Origin of the sequence: Limosilactobacillus urinaemulieris, from assembly GCF_932750685.1 — a bacterium.
Taxonomy (GTDB): Bacteria; Bacillota; Bacilli; order Lactobacillales; family Lactobacillaceae; genus Limosilactobacillus; species Limosilactobacillus urinaemulieris.
In genome coordinates this window covers 250754-269480 of the sequence record NZ_CAKOBX010000001.1, presented here as the reverse complement: position 1 = coordinate 269480, position 18727 = coordinate 250754, and the positions used below count along the sequence as shown (strand labels likewise).

Below are 18727 nucleotides of genomic sequence, written 5' to 3'. Positions count from 1 at the left end.
AATGATATAGCCTGCCGAGGAAGAAATTAAGTTCCTTCTCTATGTCTGCGGTCATAGGGATTTTTTTATAAATCCGGTCAAACTACATTGCAGGAGGTGAAAATTCATGAGTGAAGCAGCTATTGCTAAAAAGGCTGAAATTGTTAAGAAAACCGTTGAATTACTTAACAATGCCGAATCAGCTATCGTTGTTGACTACCGTGGTTTAACTGTTGCTGAAGTTACTGATTTACGTAAGCAACTTCGTGACGCCGGTGTTAAGATGTCAGTTATCAAGAACAAGATTCTTGACCGTGCCGTTGAAGGTACTGACTACGAAGATCTTAAGAGCACTTTTGTTGGCCCAACTGCTGTTGCCTTCTCTGACGAAGACCCAATTGCTCCAGCAAAGATCTTAAAGAACTTTGCCGATGACCACGACGCTCTTGAAATCAAGGGTGGTTTCATCGAAAAGAAAGTTAAGACTCTCGATGAAATTAACGAATACGCTACTATGCCTAGTCGTGAAGATCTGTTGTCAATGCTTGCATCTGCATTGCAAGACCCAATGCGGAAGATTGCTCGTGCAGTCAAGGCCGTTGCCGACAAGGAAGACGAAGCCGCATAATTGTCGTATTACCATATATTATCAAATCAAAATTAATTACCTAAATATTGGAGGAATATAATCATGGCTTTTGATAAGGATGCTATCATTGCTTCATTAAAGGAAGCATCAATTTCTGACCTTAACGATCTTGTTAAGGCTATCGAAGAAGAATTCGACGTTTCTGCAGCTGCTCCAGTTGCAGCTGCAGGTGCCGCTGGTGGCGCTGCTGCTGCTAAGGACAGCTTCACTGTTGAATTGACTGAACCAGGTGCTGCTAAGGTTAAGGTTATCAAGGCTGTTAAGGACATCACTGGTGTTGGCCTTAAGGATGCTAAGGACCTTGTTGACGGTGCTCCTTCAGCAATCAAGGAAGACGTTAAGGAAGACGAAGCTAACGACATCAAGGAAAAGCTTGAAGCCGCTGGTGCTACTGTTACCCTTAAGTAGTCTAACTTCAAATAAACGAAGGAAGGGGTTGAACAATTATGTTCAGCCTCTTTTTTTGTTTAAAAATGTTGCCTTATAAGACAAATATCCCGAAATGAGTTTGCTATCTCTATTATCCTTTTAGAAAATAAAAGTAGGTTCTATGTAACCGCTAACATACATTATAGGGAGGAGATAGTATGTTATTTCAAATTTATGGTAGCCAATCAGGTTGGTAATTATTCGGTTGGGTATTAGTATTTGCTTGTTTGATTATCACAAATGAAATAGCACGGCGGAGTAGAGCTGGTGGCCTGTTCTTCTTCGTTGTCTTACCGATTGCATTGACAATTTACTTCACAGCAATTTATATTGGTGCTGCTCAAGGACAGGCATGGGCATTACATAACCAGACCTATGTCCATATGAATAGTTGGTTTCACTATGCGAAGTTATACGCTGCAACATTTGGCTGTATCGGGTTTATGATCCTTAAATATCATTGGGGTAAATTGGGAAAAGCATACTGGTTTAAGTGCTTCCCGTTTGTAATTGTTGCAATTAATATTTTTATCGCTGTGGGGAGCGACTTTGAATCAGCTATTCGGGGAATGAATGCGTTACAAACTACTGGAAGTCAGTGGTGGCTTTCTTCTGAAGGTGTTTGGCTTTACGGTGGCTGGTGGAATGTCCTCAATGGCATTGCCGGAATTATTAATGTTTTCTGTATGACCGGTTGGTGGGGAATTTATTCCTCAAAGAATGAGGACGACATGCTGTGGCCTGACATGATTTGGCTATTTATTCTCGCCTATGACGTTTGGAACTTTGAGTATACTTATAGTAACCTTCCAACTCATTCATGGTACTGTGGTGTTGCTCTTTTGCTTGCACCAACATTTGCAGCTGCCATTTGGAATAAGGGTGGAACCGGGCAAATACGCTAGCAATCTGGTGCATGTTTGCTCAAGTAATTCCAGAATTTCAGGATAGTGGAAGATTCTCAGTTTTACCTGTTCTGTACAAGAACGGTGTAATGAATCCAGTAGTTCATCCAGAAGCTGCTGATCCGACAATGATGGGCGTAATTGCGATCCTATCGCTTGCGATTAACGTTGTGGTCTTTGCTATTATTTGGAAGCGGGCTACTAGTATGGGGATCAACCCTTACACTCATGAAGTCTTTGTTGGAACTAAGGATTATGAAGAAGCAATGGCTCGGGCACAAAAGTAGTGAACCATTATTTTATTAAGATCGAAAAAGGGACGCAACCAGGAAAATCTTCCTCGTTACGTCCTTTTTAGTGAACAAATCAGCTAATCGCCGTGCCATCAATTAAACTAGTTTGCCGGGTGAGTGTGGTGAGTAGTAACAATCCGGTAGCCAAAGTAGAATTGAATAGCGGCAAGAACGATGTTGATCCAATTCAAGGCAACGAACCAGCCATTTAACATGCTGGCATCGTGGGTTACTCCATAGTAAACCCAGAATCCAATGAAGACAGCACAGACATTAATCCAAGCAAATGTCTTTTGAAGGGTTTGGTTGTCGAGTTGGAACCACATCCAAATAACGTTAACAACGAACCAAATAGCTAAAATCCAGAAAATAGTGTTAAACATAATGCATCTCTCCTTTACAATTCATGCGAATGAAACAAGACCAGCAGTTACATGTTAAACAAGAGTAAAATTTTAGCCAATACCGGTTAGTGAAGGGAATAAGTGAATACTAATTAAATGCCTTTATTTAATAAGAGCTAACCTTAGAAAATAATTGCTGATATTTAATTAGTAAATCAACGTGGGTAGTACGGATTCCTTTGCAGTTAACGATATAGGTAGATCTTCAGAAGTCCTGCCAATAATCACCTCACTTATTACTACCCCCTTTAAGTTATATTAACAAGAAAGTTGCCGTAAATCCAATAATAAGTAAATAATAAAAATAATAAATCCTGCCAATGAAAGTTATAATTTCATCGGCAGGTTCGATTTTAGTTATGCTTTTTTTCCTTTAGTAGTTCAGTAATTTCTTTCAGGTACTGAACTTCCTCGCTTGGTTCAGCCGGCTCTTCATCTTTCTTTATTCGAAAACGGTTAATTGCTTTGACCATCAAGAAAACCACAAAGGAGATGATCAAAAAATTAATGACTGCATTGAGAAAGCTTCCATACTTAAATTGAGCTTCACCAACTGTCCAGGTAAGGTTTGAGAGATCGATCTTACCGACAAAGATACCGAGTAGTGGATTAATAAGGTTATTCACTAATGATTTTACAATCGATGTAAACGCAGCACCGACAATAATACCGACGGCCATATCAACAACGTTGCCGCGCGCAATAAAGTCCTTAAATTCTTTAATCATATGGTCCTCCTTTTTGTTAACTACTTATTAGGTAAGTTATATTTTATCAAACAAGATTATAGTGTATCTGATAATCAGTGATAAATTTAATCAAATTTAAAAATATTCATTATTATATTTACATCCAATATTATATCCTATATAATATTGGATGTATTAAGGAGGAAGGATAAATGAAGATTCAAATAACAGCTGAACTCCTTGATGGATTGGTTTTAGCAATTCTGAAACAAGACGATTATTACGGCTATGCATTAACGCAAAAGGTAAAAAATGTGATTGATGTTTCAGAGTCGACAATGTATCCGGTCCTTCGCCGTTTAAAAAAGAATGGTGATTTGACAACTTATGATAAGCCATTTCAAGGGAGAAACCGACGTTATTACCATATAACAGAAATTGGTGAACAAAGATTACAGGAAATCTTGCGAATATGGGAAGGGTATAAGCAAAACTTGGATCAGATTTTTTATCAGAAGGGTGGAGAAAAATAATGGATGCTCGCCAAAAGTATATTTCAGAATTGAAAAGATTTTTAGCGCCATTAACTACTGAAGAAAGAACGGACGCGTTAGATTTTTATAATGAATATATTGAGGATGCTGGTTATGATAATTACCAGCAGATTATTAAGGAGCTAGGAAATCCCCGACAACTAAGTCATAAGATTCTGGCGGATTACTCAATTAAGGCTAATAATGAGGAAATTAAGAACAGTCATACAGCATCACCCCGTTCCAACTGGCGGGTCTTTTGGTTAGTAGTTATTGCAATCATTACATCGCCAATTACGTTTGTGTTAAGTCTGGGAGCATTAATCGTACTTATTTGCGCCTTAGCAGCTGTCTTTGGGGTTAGTGTGGGAATATTAGGAACACTAGTTGGTTTGATTTTTGGTAGCGGGGTAATGATCTATTCAGGAATTGGAGTTATTGCTGCTGCACCAATGACGGGGATCCTGTATGCCGGAATTGGGGTAACAATGATCGGTTTTTTACTCTTATGTATCCCCGTAGGATATTGGATAATTCGCTGGTTAGCACAGGCAATTGCTAATTTAGCTAAGTATATTTACCAAAAACTACTTCAAAGGAAGGCTGAGAAGCATGAAAAAAACATTTAAGATTGGTCTAGGAATACTTGTTATTGGGATTGTTTTAATGGTAGTTGGCTTTGCTGGTCACGGAATGAAAAATATTAGTTTTGAGGGAGCTACCCCAGTAATTGAGAAACAAGTTACTAAAAAATTAAGCACAGCTAAAGAGTTTAATAGAGTTAATCTTACTAGTTCAAGTGCTAATGTTTTAATCAAGACAGGATCAAAATTTGCGATTAGTTACCAAGGTAGTAATGCTCGACTTCCTAAGGTTACGGTAACTAATCAGTCCGCAACCATTCATCAAGGTGAGGCTTATGGGACATTCTTTTCCTACAATAATGGAGACGATACCATTATTATTACAGTGCCTAAGGGGACTAAATTAGCCGGAAAACTTGATGTTGCTGATGGCGATTTGAGTATTACAAATGTTGATTTAGAGAACATGGATGTTAACGTTGCTGATGGTGACGTTGTTTATAATAATCTCACGGTAACTGGAGGAAAGACAACTCTTGGCGACGGTGACTTCACTAGTAACAGAGTAATCTTTAAGGGACACTACACGGTAAAAACTGATGACGGTGACAATAAGGTGATTGCTTCACATGCCGATGGCTTTATTCTCCATACTGATGACGGTGATAATAAACTCGATGGGGTTGACCATGGAACTGAAGACCTTCAGCAAAATGAATCAGCAGCGAACCTTCTTCGCTTGGAGTCAAATGACGGTGATAATTCGGTAATTAACATTAAAGCGGTCCAATAAGGTTAAACGGTCTTAGTATTAGGAAAGTCTTAGTACTAAGACCTTTTTTGTTGCTTGTTAAAAAAGGCTTGCATTTTTAGTAAGGAGTGTTTAATATATTTATTGTTGTAAATAGTAATTATTACGATTAAGGAGAAAAAATATGAAGCATTTTTTTAAGAGACTTGTAATAGTTGGGTTATCATTAACATTAATTTTGCCGTTAGTGATGACCCATACAGTAAGTGCTAGTAGTCAAAAACCAATTAAGGTAGTCACAGGGCTTATTTTACGGTGAAGTTGCCAAAGCCGTTGCTGGTAATCAAGGGAAGGTGACTTCCTTTATTAATAATTCCTCGATTGATCCCCATGACTATAACCCAGGAATCAAGCAGGCTTCACAGGTTGAACAAGCGAATGTCGTGATTGAAAATGGGATCGGTTATGATCATTGGATGAATAGGCTGGTTAAATCTAGTGATAATAAGAAGAACATTAAGGTGGTTAACGTTGGCTCCCTGATGGGTAAAAAAGTTGGTGACAACGAACATATTTGGTATCAACCAAATACCATGAAGAAACTCGCTAATAAGTTAGCTAAGGATTATGGTAAAATTGATCCTCAACATGCTGACTACTACCAGCAGAATGCTAAAAAGTATATTGCATCATTGGATCAACTTGACCAAAAGATTGCCCAAGTTAAGAGCCAAGTAAATCCGCAAAAGAAGGAAGTTGCGGTAAGTGAACCAGTATTTGACTACGCGTTGGAAAGCCTTGGTTATAAAGTAATGGATCAACACTTTGAAAAGGCAATTGAAGAGGGAACCGATCCTTCACCTAAAGATATTGCTCAAATTCAGACTGCAATCAAGAACCACCAAATTGCTTTCTTTGTTGATAATACCCAAGCAAGTGATCATGTTGTAGATAATCTTGTTAAGCTTGCTAAAAAGAATCATGTTCCAGTTTTAAAGGTAACTGAAACAAAGCCAAGTCAAAAGATGACTTATACAGACTGGATGATGAAACAATATCAGGAATTATCATCTATTCAGCAACAATAATTTTAATCTCTCAATAATGAAAAACGGTCTCCAGAGTTCGGATTTGCCGAGCACTGGGGGCCGTTTGTGCATTCATTGCCTGTCCTTTATTTAAGTAATAAGGATTAGCTTCTTATATTTGACCTTTTCCTTTTCAGTTAACTTGGGGAAACTATGTCTTTTTTAAGGAATGACAGTAATTAAGAAGGAGCGTTGCAACTTGCTCTTGGATGCTTGTTCTTGGCCCATAGGGATAGGAGAGATAAATCCTTCTATGAAAGCCATTCTTCCCAATTCTATGTAATGAAATCTTTTCAAGGTTAGTTGTACAGTTCCAGGATAACTCAGGAACAAAGCATGAAGCATAGCCCTGAGCTACTAAATTAATCATGAGATTACGATCTCCTGTTCGCAAGACAACTTGAGGATCTATTCTTTGTGCAGAAAGAAAGCGTTGGATAAAGTCAGCAAATGGTGACTCGTTCATTTCAATTAGGGGTAGTTGGTTAATTTTTTCCAATTGAAATGTTGACTGTGGATTTTCCTTACTCGTTGCCAAAAAGACTTCTTCGGATAATAACAATTCGTTATGTTGCTCAGGAACCGGTAGAGGTACAAGCTGAAAATCATAATGCCGAGGATCGTTATCGATTTTACTTTGGATAAATTGAAGATTAATTTGGGGATATTTGTGATGAATGATTTTGAGAAATGAAACCAGTAAGGGAGTAGTTTCACACATCTTAATAGTGATCTTTTTATTGTTAAGTGAGTGAATTGCCTTTACATTTTCCTTTGCTAACCGTAGTTGATTGAATGAACGATTAACTACCGTAAAGAAATAATTACCTTGAGCGGTTAAGATTAACTTTTTCCCTTGACGAATAAATAGCGAAACGCCTAATTCGTTCTCTAACTCCCGAATACTGCGACTAATAGATGGTTGAGCAACATGTAATTTAGTTGCTGCCTTTGTCATGTTCATTGTTTTGACGACTTCGGTAAAGTATTTTAATTGCGTTAAGTTCATCTTTGTTACCTCTTTCATAGCAATTTTGTTATTAACTACATAAAAAGTAATATTGGATTTTGAAAATAAATGAGAATATTCTAATTATATTATAATTTTGGAGGTGATGAAATGACGATTGATGACTATGTGAGGGAAAATCAGCAGCAGTTTATTAATCTATTAGCTAACTTTGTAAGTCAAAAAAGTCTTAGTCAAACAGGAGAAGGAATCCAAGCAACGGTTAAATTCTTGAAAGAACTTTTAGAACAATTCATTCATGCGAAAGTTGAGATTATTGAAACGGCCGGTAATCCAATTATTATCGCAACCCTTTCTCCAGGGAAGGATAATGAATACTTGTTTTATGGGCATTATGATGTTCAGTTGCCAGGAAAATTGGCTGAATGGAAAGTAAAGCCGTTCAAATTAACTCAGCGTGACGGCCGCTTGTATGGTCGCGGTACTGGCGATAATAAGGGCCAATTAATGGCACAAATATGTGGCTTTTATGTTTATCAGCAATTATATGGGGAGTTACCTTTTACAGCCAGAATTCTCATTGAGGGTGAAGAGGAGATTGGGAGTCCGCACCTTCTTCAAACAGTTCGTGCCTTGAAGGATCCGTACCTAAATAACCTTTCAGCAGTTTTTGTAATGGATGGATCAATGAGCCAATCAGGAGACCATGTTTTACGATTAGGAAACCGGGGTGTCTTATCGTTTAGGCTAGGAGTAAGGACTAACGGAAACGACCTACATTCAGGGAATTTTGGAAATGTTAGTAAGAATGCGGCTATTGAGCTTATGCGGGTTTTAAATAAGCTAATTAACCCACTAACTGGTCAATGTAGAATTAAGGAATTTTATAAAGAAGTGGTTGAGCCAAGCAGTCAAGAACGAGAGTGGCTAAGTTCTCTGCCAAGTCCGGACAATATTCCAGCACCAATTTATAAGGATAAATTTGATTATTATTATCGGCTAATGTTTCAACCATCAATGACAATTAATGGTTTGAGTAGCGGCTATGAGGGTGACGGGGTAAAAACAATTATTCCTGGTAAAGCAACTGCAATTATTGACTGCCGCTTGGTTGCTAACCAGACATGTGATGAGGTAATTAAATTAATTAACAATACGCTTAAAGCGGAATTAAATGAAGAACAAATCCAAATTAAGTACTTGGTTAAGCTTGATCCTGTAAAAATTGCAGCAAGCAACCCATTAATCCCTCGGCTGGTTTCGACAATTACAGAAGCCACCGGTAAAGCACTGATTGAGCCGGTAATGCCTGGCAGTGTGCCTAATTATATTTGGAAAGATATTGTCGGGATTCCGCCATTTACTATTCCATTGGCAAATTATGATCAGCATAATCATGCACCAAATGAGAATATAACAATTGATGCTTTTCTTGATGGAATAAAAATTATTACTTACCTCTGTCGAAATTTAAATTCTAAATAGTGGAAAGAAGGTTACCTTATGGATGAATCACAACAGTTAATGGGCCAGAATGAAAGGCCAAAGTCGTATCGAACACTAGTATTGGTTTTCTTGGGATTTATTGTTTGTTTTATTGATCGTTCCGCAATGAATATTGCGCTTGCTTATGTTGGAAAAAGCTTTACGTTAACTCCGGCTCAATTAGGAGTAGTCGGCTCTGCGTTTTTCTTTAGCTATTCGTTAATGCAGGTTCCGGGTGGTTGGCTGGTTGATCGCTTTGGCACTAAATGGATGACGGTGATTTCGCTTTTGGCCTGGTCAGTATTTACCGTGATGACAGGATTTGCCTGGTCATTTACTTCGCTGATTATTATTAGGGTTCTGTTTGGAATTGGTGAAGGCTCATATCCGTCAGCAGCAATGAAACAGGTTCGCTTGGCATTCCCGGAAAATAAACGTGGTCAAGCATCCGCGGTTGCTATTTCATCTAATTATATTGGGAACGCACTAGCACCGTTTATTGTGGCTCCCTTGATTGCCCTGTTAAGTTGGCGTGGCGCGTTTCATGTTGTTGGAGCGTTAGGCCTTGTTTATTTGGCGTTCTATTACTTCTTCGAACGACCATTAAATCGCGAAATTCCAGATTATGACACAGGAGATCAAAAGGTCAAAGGAAAGTTTGACTGGCGAGTATTAAGCTTTTCGGTAGTTGTGTTTGGCTTTAGTGTGATTACAAAGGGATTAGATACTTGGATGCCTACTTATCTTCTTCAAGCACGCCATATTAATCTAAAAGGAATTGCTTGGTTAGTTCCCCTTCCTTCCATTACGGCAGGGATTGGATCATTTATTGCCGGATTCATCATGGTTAAGTTCTTTACCGGTCATGAGAAATGGTTAATTTCTCTTTCAGCGTTAGTGACTATGGTATTCATGTATGGAATGTTCCATTCGCTAAGCTTAACTGGAGTAATTACCTTTGAAGTATTGGCCTACTTTACTAAATCAATTGGTTTCGCTGCCTCCTATGCGTTTGTGGCACAATTGGTTGCAAAAACAAATTACGGAGCATCAATTGGGGTAGTTAATTTTGGTGGACAACTCGCGGGCTTCTTAGCACCAATTTTAATTGGTCTTGTTATCCAAGGTACTCATAGCTATACAGCAGCCTTCTTGGTATTAACATTCTTTGCATTACTGGCATTTGTTGCTTCATTAACTATCCATGGTAAAAAGGCAAATTAGTAGGGAGAAAGTGATGAGATGAAAATTGAAAAGGCACGATTATTTAAAATTGATTTACCCTTAAGGAACGCTTTTGAGGTTAGCTTCGGGGTAATTAAGTATAAGCGCACGATTATCTTAGAGTTGACGGATCAGGATGGCAATTGTGGATATTCAGAGTGTTCAGCTTTTGATGTTCCATTTTATAATGAAGAATTTCGCTCAGGAGCATGGGACTTATTAAAAGAACAATTATTACCCAAAGTTGTTGGCCATGACATTAATCATCCAGATGATATTTATCAACTATTTAGTTATATTCGGCGAAATAATATGAGTAAGGCATGTGTAAATTGTGCACTCTGGGATTTATATGCTAAACGGCTTCAGCTGCCGTTAGCAAAAGCACTAGGCGGAGACAAACAAAAAGTTGAAGTTGGGGTTAGTATTGGTGTTCAACCCTCACCAGAGAAATTAGTTGAAACAGTTCGCGGCTATCTCAATGATGGCTATCGGCGAATAAAAATGAAAATAAAACCGGGAGCTGATTATCAATTCATAAAAGCTGTCCGGGACGAGTTCCCCAAAGCAATGCTAATGGCCGATGCTAATTCGGCATACCGCTTAAAAGATCTACCGATGTTACAACGACTTGACGAATTAGGGTTAATCATGATTGAACAGCCATTAGAACCAGGTGATTTAGTTGATCATGCACAACTTCAATCCAAATTAAAGACAGCTATTTGTCTGGATGAAAGTATTCTTTCGTTAGCTGATGTTAAGAAAATGATTCAATTAGGTAGTGGTCGGATTATTAATATTAAGGTTGCTCGGGTTGGCGGACTGGGAGCAGCAAAACGAATTCAGGAATATGCAAGTAAGCATGGTATTCAATGCTGGTGTGGCGGGATGTTAGATTCTGGAGTGGCAAGGGCAGAAAATGTTGCAATTGCTACTCTTCAAGGATATACACTTCCTAATGATATCGCTGCCTCAACTCGTTATTATAATCAAGATATTATCAAACCAGTAGTTGAGCTAAATGGAACTTACGTCAATGTTCCTCATCGCCCCGGGCTAGGCTACGAAATTGATTGGGACAATATGAGAAAATTTTGTAAAGCGGAACTGGTATTAAAGTAAGGAATTTAAGTAGCAAAAAAGAAGACCGAGAAAACTCGATCTTCTTTTTAGATTTAATCAGTTGATTAGTCGTTTTCTACACCAGTACCTTCGTAGCAACGTTCAAGGAGTTCCTTAAGTTGGCTAACGAGTGGTTCAACTGGGTTAGTAGTTGTACATTGATCTTCGTAAGCAAGAACTGCAAGCTTATCAACAACTTTGTCAAAGTCTTCCCGGCTAACACCATTGTCTTTAAGGCTTAACTTAACACCACACTTGTGAGCAAGTTCAATTACTTTCTTGGCGTATGCTTCAGCTAATTCTTCATCAGAGTTACCTTGAAGACCGATGAAACGAGCAATGTCAGCATAGTCCTTAGTTGCGTGGTAAGTCTCGTAGTGAGGCCAGAGAGCAAGCTTTTGTGGTCGCTTAGCGTTGAACCGGATAACTTGTGGAAGGGCGATTGCAATCAATAAACCGTGAGGAAGGCCAAATGCTCCACCCATCTTGTGGGCAAGAGAGTGGTTAATTCCAAGGAATGCTTGACCGAATGCCATCCCAGCCATGGTTGAGAAGTCATGCATCTTCCGCCGAGCAAGCTTGTCACCCTTTACAGAGTTAGGAAGGTATTCCATAACCCCTTTGATGGTTTGAAGTGACCAACCACGAGTATAATCAGTTGCCATTACCGAAACGTATGATTCAGTAGCGTGACAAAGGACGTCCAAACCCGTGTAAGCAGTGGTCTTGGGAGGAACAGTTTCAACGAATTGTGAATCGACAATCGCAATGTTTGGAGTTAATGCGTAGTCAGCAAGTGGGTACTTAACGTGGGTCTTGGAATCAGTAATTACGGCAAATGGGGTAACTTCTGAACCAGTTCCTGAAGTAGTTGGAATCCCGATTAATTGTGACTTAGTAGGCTTCTTGATTTGGTAAGCACGCTTACGAATATCAAGGTACTTTTGCATAACACCGTACCAGGAAGTTTCTGGGTGCTCGTAGAACATCCACATTGCTTTAGCAGCGTCCATTGGTGAACCACCACCAAGGGCAATAATGGTGTCCGGCTTAAAGTCGTTCATCATGGCAACACCCTTTTCAACGGTGTTAGTTGATGGATCTTCTTCAACATCATCGAAAACTAGGAAAGCAGTTTCGTTTTGACGAAGACGTAATTCATCAATTACTCGTTGAACGTAACCACGCTTGCTCATTCCTGGACCGGTAACGATAAAAGCACGGTCGATGTTAGGAATGTCGCGCAATTCTTTTAGTGAGTTGCGTTGAAAGTATACTTTTGGGGGAATCTTAACCCACTGACGGTTTTCACGACGCTTAGCAATAACCTTAATGTTTAACAGATCCCAATCGGTAACGTTGTGTGATACCGAATTACCACCGTATGAACCAGTACCAAGAGTAAGGGATGGCGTCATGTTGTTGTAGATATTACCAATACCACCGATACCAGATGGTGAGTTAACGATGATCCGGGAAGCACGCATTTCAAGACCGTACTTAGTAGCTAAATCATCATCAAGTGTATGGATAGCAGCAGTGTGTCCTTCACCACCGTAGTGAAGTAATTGACGACAAATATCAAAGGCATTTTCGTGAGAAGTTGCCCGGTACATAGTCAGAACTGGGGAAAGCTTTTCAGCTGAAAGTGGATAATCGTCACCAACACCTTCGTATTCAGCAATGATAACCTTAGTGTGTTCAGGAACGTCTTTCAAACCACACATTTCAGCAATTGCGTTAGCGGAACGACCAGCGATTGGACCACGTACTTGGTGTCGCTTTGTGTCGATAAATCCTTCAGTGAAGGTATCTAATTCATTTGGCTTAACGAAGTAACAGTTCCACTTCTTGAATTCTTCTTTTACTTGATCGTAAATTTCATCATCAACAACTACTGAGTTTTCAGTAGCACAAATCATACCGTTATCAAAGGTCTTGGATAAGACAATGTCGTAAACAGAACGAGCAATGTTAGCAGTCTTTTCAATGTAGGCAGGACCGTTACCAGGACCAACACCTAATGCAGGATTACCTGAACTGTAAGCAGCCTTAACTAATGCAGGACCACCAGTTGCCAAAATAGTAGCAATGTTAGGGTGGCGAAGTAATGCATTGGTAGCTTCGAGACTACATTGTGGAATCCATTGAATCATGTCCTTAGGAGCACCGGCTTTTTCAGCAGCTTCCTGAAGAATCTTCGCGGTCTTGATTGATGACTTTAAAGCTTGAGGGTGGAAGGAGAAAATGATTGTGTTCCTTGTCTTAGCAGAAATAATGGATTTGAAAATTGTAGTTGAAGTTGGGTTAGTAACTGGGACAACACCAGCGATAATTCCTAGTGGATCAGCAATTGTAATTGTTTGGTCTTCATCATCGTCCTTGATAATACCGACAGTCTTATCATGACGAATGTTGTTCCAGATGTATTCACTAGCATAGATATTCTTAATTGCTTTATCTTCAGCAACACCACGACCGGTTTCGTTTGCAGCGTCTACGGCTAAATCCATGTGGTGTTCTTCTGCTGCCAATGCCATTGCTTGACAGATCTTATCAACTTGTTCTTGGCTGTAGTAACGTAATTTGTCAAAAGCCTTTTGACTACGCTCTACCAAGTCATTAATCATAGTTTGAGCTTCTTGTTCTTTATCAACAGTTGTTGTAGTTTCAAGATTTTTCTTATCTTTAGCCATGAGAATAAGCTCCTTTAGTTTTTTTTGTTTTTGTTAATCATTGAACATAAGTAAATATACTATATTTTTTGAAAAAGTAAATAGCTATGTGATTGAATGAACAATGGTAAAAAGAAGTGTTAGCGTTTCCAACTTTATTACTTCGATGACTGAGAAAACAATAAAAATATTGGTATTATTTTTGGGCTAGTCCACTAATGAAGAATCTTTTATTTTTCATTGATTGAAATGTAGTTCACAATCTTATAATAAAAATATTTAGTGCATATTTGATGGCTATGTTCTTAGCTGAACAGACTAAACAAAAACTGCAAGATAATCACTATTTGAGATTATCTTGCAGTTTTTATTAGGATATTTAATTTTACTCTTTATCGTTCTTATCTTTTGAAGCGTTTGGATCAGCAACGTTGTAATCGTCATCGTTCATCGCTTCAACAGCCCCTAAACGGTAGCCATTACCTACTTGACTAAAGAAGTCATGATTTGCAGTTGAGGTGGAAATCCCGTTCATAACAACTGGATTAACATCTGAAGCGGTGTCGGGGAAGAGTGGGTCTTGTCCGAGGTTCATCAGTGCCTTATTGGCATTGTAACGAATAAAGGTTAAGACGTCTTCGGTCCAGCCAACCTGATCATAAAGCAGGTGGGTGTACTTTTCTTCGTTATCATATAATTCGTAAAGGAAGTTATACATCCAATCCTTCATATCTTGTTGCTGCTTTTCTGTCCGGTCATGCATTCCCACTTGGAACTTGTAACCAATGTAAGTTCCGTGAACTGACTCGTCCCGTAAAATTAACTTAATAATTTCGGCAACGTTGTTCAATTTGTTATGTCCTAGATAATAAAGTGGGGTATAGAAACCAGAATAGAAGAGGAAAGTTTCAAGGAAAACGTTGGCAACTTTCTTCTTTAATGGATCTTCTTCTGGATTACGGTAAATATTAGCAATTTGAACCGCCTTGTTTTGCAAGAACTCTTCAGAATCTGACCAGTCAAAAATTTCGTTAATTTCTTCAGGGGTGTTTAATGTTGAGAAAATAGTTGAGTAACTCTTAGCATGAACAGATTCCATGAATTGGATGTTATTCAAGACCGCTGTTTCGTGTTGGGTTTTAACGTCTTGCTTTAAGGCAGTTAAACCAGCTTCAGACTGAACAGTATCCAGAAGGGTTAGTCCACCGAAAACGTGACCAACAGTCCATTGGTGATCGGTATCAAGTTCTCGCCAATCATCTAAGTCATTCGAAACAGGAATTCGCGTATCGAGCCAGAACTGTTCTGTCAGCTTCTCCCAAGTTGCTTTATCGATCATATCAGAAACTTCATTCCAATTAATCGCTTTGTATTCTGTCAAAGGTTTATATTCTTCAAGCTTCATTTATTAGGCTCCTTATTCACAATCAACCATTTTATAAGATGTGAATTTTTAAAATTCATATATTTTTAAGTTTAGCAAGCATCAATCTGAAAATCAATTTAATCTCGCTTAGATAACACAGCTTTCACATTGGTTTGCACCAATTTCATCATTATCATCAGTAAATGTCCGGACATAGTAAATTGACTTGATCCCCTTCTTGTAAGCATAGTGCCGAAGAATGTTGAGATCACGAGTGGTCATTTTATTTGTTCGACCATTCTTCCATTCATAGAGGCCTTCTGGCATTGTTGAACGAACAAAGAGGGTAAGCGATAGTGATTGATCAACATGTTGTTGAGCAGCCGCGTAAGTATCAATTACTGTTCGCATATCCATATCATATGCAGAACGGTAGTATGGCATTGTGTCATTAGAAAGGTAAGGAGCAGGATAGTAAATTTTTCCAATCATCTTCTCTTGACGTTCTTCAATCCGATTAATGATTGGTGTCAAGCTTGCAGTTGAATCGTTAATGTAGGAAGTAGACCCGTTTGGAGCAACTGCCAATCGATACTCATTGTAAAGTCCATCAGCCATAACGTCATCCTTTAGCTTCTTCCAGTCATCAATCGTTGGAATATGGATATTCGCAAAAAGCTTCTTAACAAGGTCAGACTTAGGCCCCCAATCCTTACTTACGTACTTGTCAAAGTATGAACCATCAGCGTACTTGCTCTTTTCAAAATTATGGAACGTTTCGTGGCGTTCCTTTGCAATTTCATTAGAGGCAACTAGTGACCAGTAATTAAGTAGCATGAAGTAAACACTAGTGAATTCAACAGCAACTGGGCTTCCGTATTGAATGTGATTCTTTGCCAAGTAGCCATGAAGTCCCATTGCTCCAAGGCCAATTGAGTGACTAAGCTCGTTCCCCTTTTTAATTGAAGGAACCACGTCGAGACTTTCAACGTCACTGATCCGAGTTAGGCCACGAACGATTGCGCGGATTGAGCGACCAAAATCTGGTGTGTTCATCATGTTGGCAATATTAGTAGAACCTAAATTACAGCTAATATCAGTACCGAGCGTCTCGTAACTTTGATCATCGGCAACCACAGATGGGGTCTGAACCTGAGCAATTTCAGAACAGAGGTTACTCATCACGATTTTACCGTCAATTGGATTGTCCCGGTTAACGGTGTCAATGTTGATAATGTAAGGATAGCCGGACTCTTGTTGAAGCTTACTGATTTCATCTTCGAGGTCACGGGCATTTACTTTCTTTTTGTGAATCTCATCATTGGCAACCATGTTATCGTATTCTTTAGTAATATCAACGTAGGAGAATGGCTTACCGTAAACCCGTTCCACATCATAAGGGCTGAAAAGGTACATATCTTCGTCTTTTTCAACCAATTCATAGAACTTATCAGGAACGGTAATTCCAAGAGAGAGGGTCTTTAGCCGAATCTTTTCGTCAGCATTTTCCTTCTTGGCACCTAGAAATTCAATAATATCCGGGTGGAAGACGCTAAGGTAAACAACTCCAGCACCTTGACGCTGTCCCAACTGGTTAGAATAGGAAAAACTATCTTCTAACAATTTCATTACCGGGACAACGCCACTAGCAGCATGTTCGATTTTCTTGATTGGGGCCCCAGCTTCACGGAGGTTGCTCAAATTAATTCCCACACCGCCACCAATCTTGGAAAGCTGGAGTGCGGAATTGATTGTCCGACCAATTGTATTCATGTTATCTGTTGGCTGAATGGCAAAGCATGAAACGAACTCTCCCCGCCGTTTCCGACCAACGTTTAAGAAGGTTGGGGTAGCTGGTTGGTAGCGTTGGTGAATAATTTCATCGGCCAAGATCATTGCTAAATCTTCATCCCCGTTTGCTAGGTAAAGGGCGTTCATTGCAACCCGGTCGATATAGTTCTCAAGGTAATATTCCTTGTCGTTAGTTCGCAAGGCATATTGAGCATAGAACTTGTAAGCGGCCATAAATGAATGAAAATGAAAATCTTGTTGCTTCAAGTAGTCGTATAACTTTTCAATAAAAGTATCACTATACTTGTCCATAAAGCCGTCTTCAATGTAGTCATTGTCTTCTAACCACTTATAGCGAGCAGTTACGGAGGCAAATTGCTTGGTATTAGGTTTTACATTATTCTCAATAAAGTCTTTGAGAGCGGCTTGATCCTTGTCTAACTGAATCTTGCCATCTTTAGGAATATTAACCTCATTGTTAAGGTCATAGTACTTAACTTGTGTTAAATCAATATCAGACAGTGCCATGTTTTTTCTCACTTTCTATCATTCATTAAAAATAGCGAATAAAAAAAGTGGCTGCGATAAAAAATACTTTCTATCACTAACCACTCTAAAATCATCAAATTTCGGTATAGGTTGATGAATTTTGAATAGTCCTTGCGATTAGATTAAATAGCTTGAGTTAATTTATTTAATTCGTCAGGACGGAAACCAGAAAAGGCATTACCATTTGGCAATTTAACGACTGGAGTTGCCATGAAACCTTCTGACTTTAAACTGTTAATAAATTCTGGTTGTTCATCAATATTATGTTCAACGAAATTAATGTTGTGGGCTTTTAAGAATTTCTTAGTCATTTTGCATTGAATGCAGTTATTTTTAGAAAACACAGTAACCATTTTGATCCCCTCGCTCGTCTTATTTGATGTTTTCTAGTATAGCGATCTTATGTAAAAAATCAATGAAAAAGTGCTATATATTGTGTGACTTTAAATGGTGAAACACAATATATAGCACATGAGGTGGGCAATTATGTATGTGAAACTTTTTGATTTATTTCTTGATAGATGATAGATTGATCAACAAACTAATATTATACACTGAAAAGAGAAATTTAACATGGATTAAAGGAGAATTTTTACGATGAGGGAAAGGGTAACGGTTCCCCAAGAAGAACAAGTAAAGTTTATGCGAGCGGCCATTGCTGAAGCAAAAAAAGCAGCGTTGTTAGATGAGGTTCCCATTGGTGCGGTAGTGACCTATCAAGGAAAAATTATAGGTCGTGGTCATAACATGCGGGAAAAATTTCAGGACGTGACTTATCATGCAGAAATGCTAGCAATTATGGAAGCTTGTTCCTACCTTCATAGTTGGCGCCTTGAAGATTGTGACCTATACGTTACTCTTGAGCCGTGCATGATGTGTAGCGGAGCAATTGTAAATGCGCGAATCAGAAATGCTTTTTACGGGGCGACTGATCCTAAGGCAGGAACGGTTGATAGTTTGTATCATTTGCTTGATGATGAGCGATTGAATCATCAGGTTTATGTGACTGCTGGTGTTCTTGGTGAACAGTGTAGTCAAATGTTAAAGGATTTTTTTCGGGCAGTAAGGAAAAAGAGGAAACTTGCCCGAAAAAAGAAAAAGACTAGTAATTCTAATTAAAATGTTGTATGATGATATTTGCCGTAAGGCCTTAGAGCAAGGGTATGCTTACGAACCGTGTCAGGTCCGGAAGGAAGCAGCACTAAGTTTGATGTATCTTGTGCTCTAAGTTTTTTGAG

The 18727-nt window shown here is 38.8% G+C and carries 16 protein-coding genes, 1 other RNA gene, 2 pseudogenes and 1 other annotated feature (1 of these 20 only partly in view); of the genes and pseudogenes, 12 read left to right on the top strand and 7 right to left on the bottom strand.

Annotated elements, in window-relative coordinates; genetic code table 11:
* Window positions 1–75: a sequence feature (ribosomal protein L10 leader region), on the top strand; it begins 44 nt to the left of the window's first position.
* A gap of 31 nt (window positions 76–106) precedes the next feature.
* The 3 genes and pseudogenes from rplJ to MR181_RS01220 all read left to right on the top strand — a co-directional run bounded on the left by rplJ (window position 107) and on the right by MR181_RS01220 (window position 2249).
* Window positions 107–607, top strand: a complete 501-nt coding sequence (rplJ, locus tag MR181_RS01230) for a 50S ribosomal protein L10 (protein ID WP_242333913.1) — start codon at window positions 107–109, stop codon at window positions 605–607.
* Between the two features lie 63 nt (window positions 608–670).
* Window positions 671–1036 carry a 50S ribosomal protein L7/L12 gene (gene rplL, locus MR181_RS01225; RefSeq protein WP_191911005.1) on the top strand — a complete coding sequence of 122 codons (366 nt, stop codon included), beginning with the start codon at window positions 671–673 and terminating at the stop codon, window positions 1034–1036.
* Window positions 1037–1284: 248 nt separating this feature from the next.
* Window positions 1285–2249, top strand: a pseudogene (locus MR181_RS01220) (DUF5692 family protein).
* 107 nt (window positions 2250–2356) lie between these two features.
* Here MR181_RS01220 and MR181_RS01215 read toward each other — a convergent pair.
* Entirely contained in the window at window positions 2357–2638 is a 282-nt protein-coding gene (locus MR181_RS01215) for a hypothetical protein (RefSeq protein ID WP_102168623.1), read from the bottom strand.
* Window positions 2639–3012: 374 nt separating this feature from the next.
* The gene (gene mscL / locus MR181_RS01210; protein WP_242333910.1) at window positions 3013–3387 is read right to left on the bottom strand and encodes a large-conductance mechanosensitive channel protein MscL; all 375 of its coding nucleotides are present in this window, start codon (window positions 3385–3387) and stop codon (window positions 3013–3015) included.
* Window positions 3388–3560: 173 nt separating this feature from the next.
* Between mscL and MR181_RS01205 the strand changes: the two genes are divergently transcribed.
* The 4 genes and pseudogenes from MR181_RS01205 to MR181_RS01190 all read left to right on the top strand — a co-directional run bounded on the left by MR181_RS01205 (window position 3561) and on the right by MR181_RS01190 (window position 6304).
* Window positions 3561–3881, top strand: coding sequence for a PadR family transcriptional regulator (locus MR181_RS01205; protein WP_102168625.1), 321 nt, complete (start codon window positions 3561–3563; stop codon window positions 3879–3881).
* Window positions 3881–4510 (top strand): DUF1700 domain-containing protein, encoded by a 630-nt coding sequence (locus MR181_RS01200; protein WP_242333907.1) that lies wholly within the window; start codon window positions 3881–3883, stop codon window positions 4508–4510. The genes MR181_RS01205 and MR181_RS01200 overlap by 1 nt, the downstream gene beginning before the upstream one ends.
* The gene (locus MR181_RS01195; protein WP_242333904.1) at window positions 4494–5258 is read left to right on the top strand and encodes a DUF4097 family beta strand repeat-containing protein; all 765 of its coding nucleotides are present in this window, start codon (window positions 4494–4496) and stop codon (window positions 5256–5258) included. Before MR181_RS01200 ends, MR181_RS01195 begins: the two co-directional genes overlap by 17 nt.
* A gap of 142 nt (window positions 5259–5400) precedes the next feature.
* A pseudogene (locus tag MR181_RS01190) lies at window positions 5401–6304 on the top strand (metal ABC transporter solute-binding protein, Zn/Mn family).
* Window positions 6305–6455: 151 nt separating this feature from the next.
* On the opposite strand, the gene MR181_RS01185 reads toward MR181_RS01190, so the two are convergent.
* Window positions 6456–7313: a LysR family transcriptional regulator gene (locus MR181_RS01185; protein ID WP_242333898.1), complete on the bottom strand. Its 858-nt coding sequence runs from the start codon at window positions 7311–7313 to the stop codon at window positions 6456–6458.
* A 111-nt stretch (window positions 7314–7424) separates the two neighbouring features.
* On the opposite strand from MR181_RS01185, the gene MR181_RS01180 reads away from it, so the two are divergent.
* From MR181_RS01180 to menC, 3 genes are read left to right on the top strand one after another with little or no spacing between them, the layout of a single operon-like run.
* On the top strand, window positions 7425–8759 hold the full coding sequence (locus tag MR181_RS01180) for a M20/M25/M40 family metallo-hydrolase (RefSeq protein ID WP_242333895.1): 1335 nt from the start codon (window positions 7425–7427) through the stop codon (window positions 8757–8759).
* 18 nt (window positions 8760–8777) lie between these two features.
* Complete coding sequence (locus MR181_RS01175) at window positions 8778–9983, top strand: MFS transporter (protein ID WP_242333892.1); 1206 nt, start codon at window positions 8778–8780, stop codon at window positions 9981–9983.
* 18 nt (window positions 9984–10001) lie between these two features.
* The gene (gene menC / locus MR181_RS01170) at window positions 10002–11108 is read left to right on the top strand and encodes an o-succinylbenzoate synthase (protein WP_242333889.1); all 1107 of its coding nucleotides are present in this window, start codon (window positions 10002–10004) and stop codon (window positions 11106–11108) included.
* 65 nt (window positions 11109–11173) lie between these two features.
* On the opposite strand, the gene adhE is transcribed toward menC, so the two are convergent.
* The 4 genes from adhE to nrdH form a co-directional block, all read right to left on the bottom strand.
* Window positions 11174–13804 (bottom strand): bifunctional acetaldehyde-CoA/alcohol dehydrogenase, encoded by a 2631-nt coding sequence (adhE, locus tag MR181_RS01165; protein ID WP_102168632.1) that lies wholly within the window; start codon window positions 13802–13804, stop codon window positions 11174–11176.
* Between the two features lie 364 nt (window positions 13805–14168).
* The gene (gene nrdF, locus MR181_RS01160) at window positions 14169–15188 is read right to left on the bottom strand and encodes a class 1b ribonucleoside-diphosphate reductase subunit beta (protein ID WP_102168633.1); all 1020 of its coding nucleotides are present in this window, start codon (window positions 15186–15188) and stop codon (window positions 14169–14171) included.
* A 108-nt stretch (window positions 15189–15296) separates the two neighbouring features.
* Entirely contained in the window at window positions 15297–17468 is a 2172-nt protein-coding gene (gene nrdE, locus MR181_RS01155; RefSeq protein WP_191911952.1) for a class 1b ribonucleoside-diphosphate reductase subunit alpha, read from the bottom strand.
* 143 nt (window positions 17469–17611) lie between these two features.
* Window positions 17612–17842, bottom strand: a complete 231-nt coding sequence (gene nrdH, locus MR181_RS01150; RefSeq protein WP_003717545.1) for a glutaredoxin-like protein NrdH — start codon at window positions 17840–17842, stop codon at window positions 17612–17614.
* A 244-nt stretch (window positions 17843–18086) separates the two neighbouring features.
* Between nrdH and tadA the strand changes: the two genes are divergently transcribed.
* Window positions 18087–18608, top strand: a complete 522-nt coding sequence (gene tadA / locus MR181_RS01145) for a tRNA adenosine(34) deaminase TadA (protein WP_242333886.1) — start codon at window positions 18087–18089, stop codon at window positions 18606–18608.
* Window positions 18609–18636: 28 nt separating this feature from the next.
* Window positions 18637–18723, top strand: an RNA gene (ffs, locus tag MR181_RS01140) — signal recognition particle sRNA small type.
* Window positions 18724–18727 lie beyond the last annotated feature (4 nt).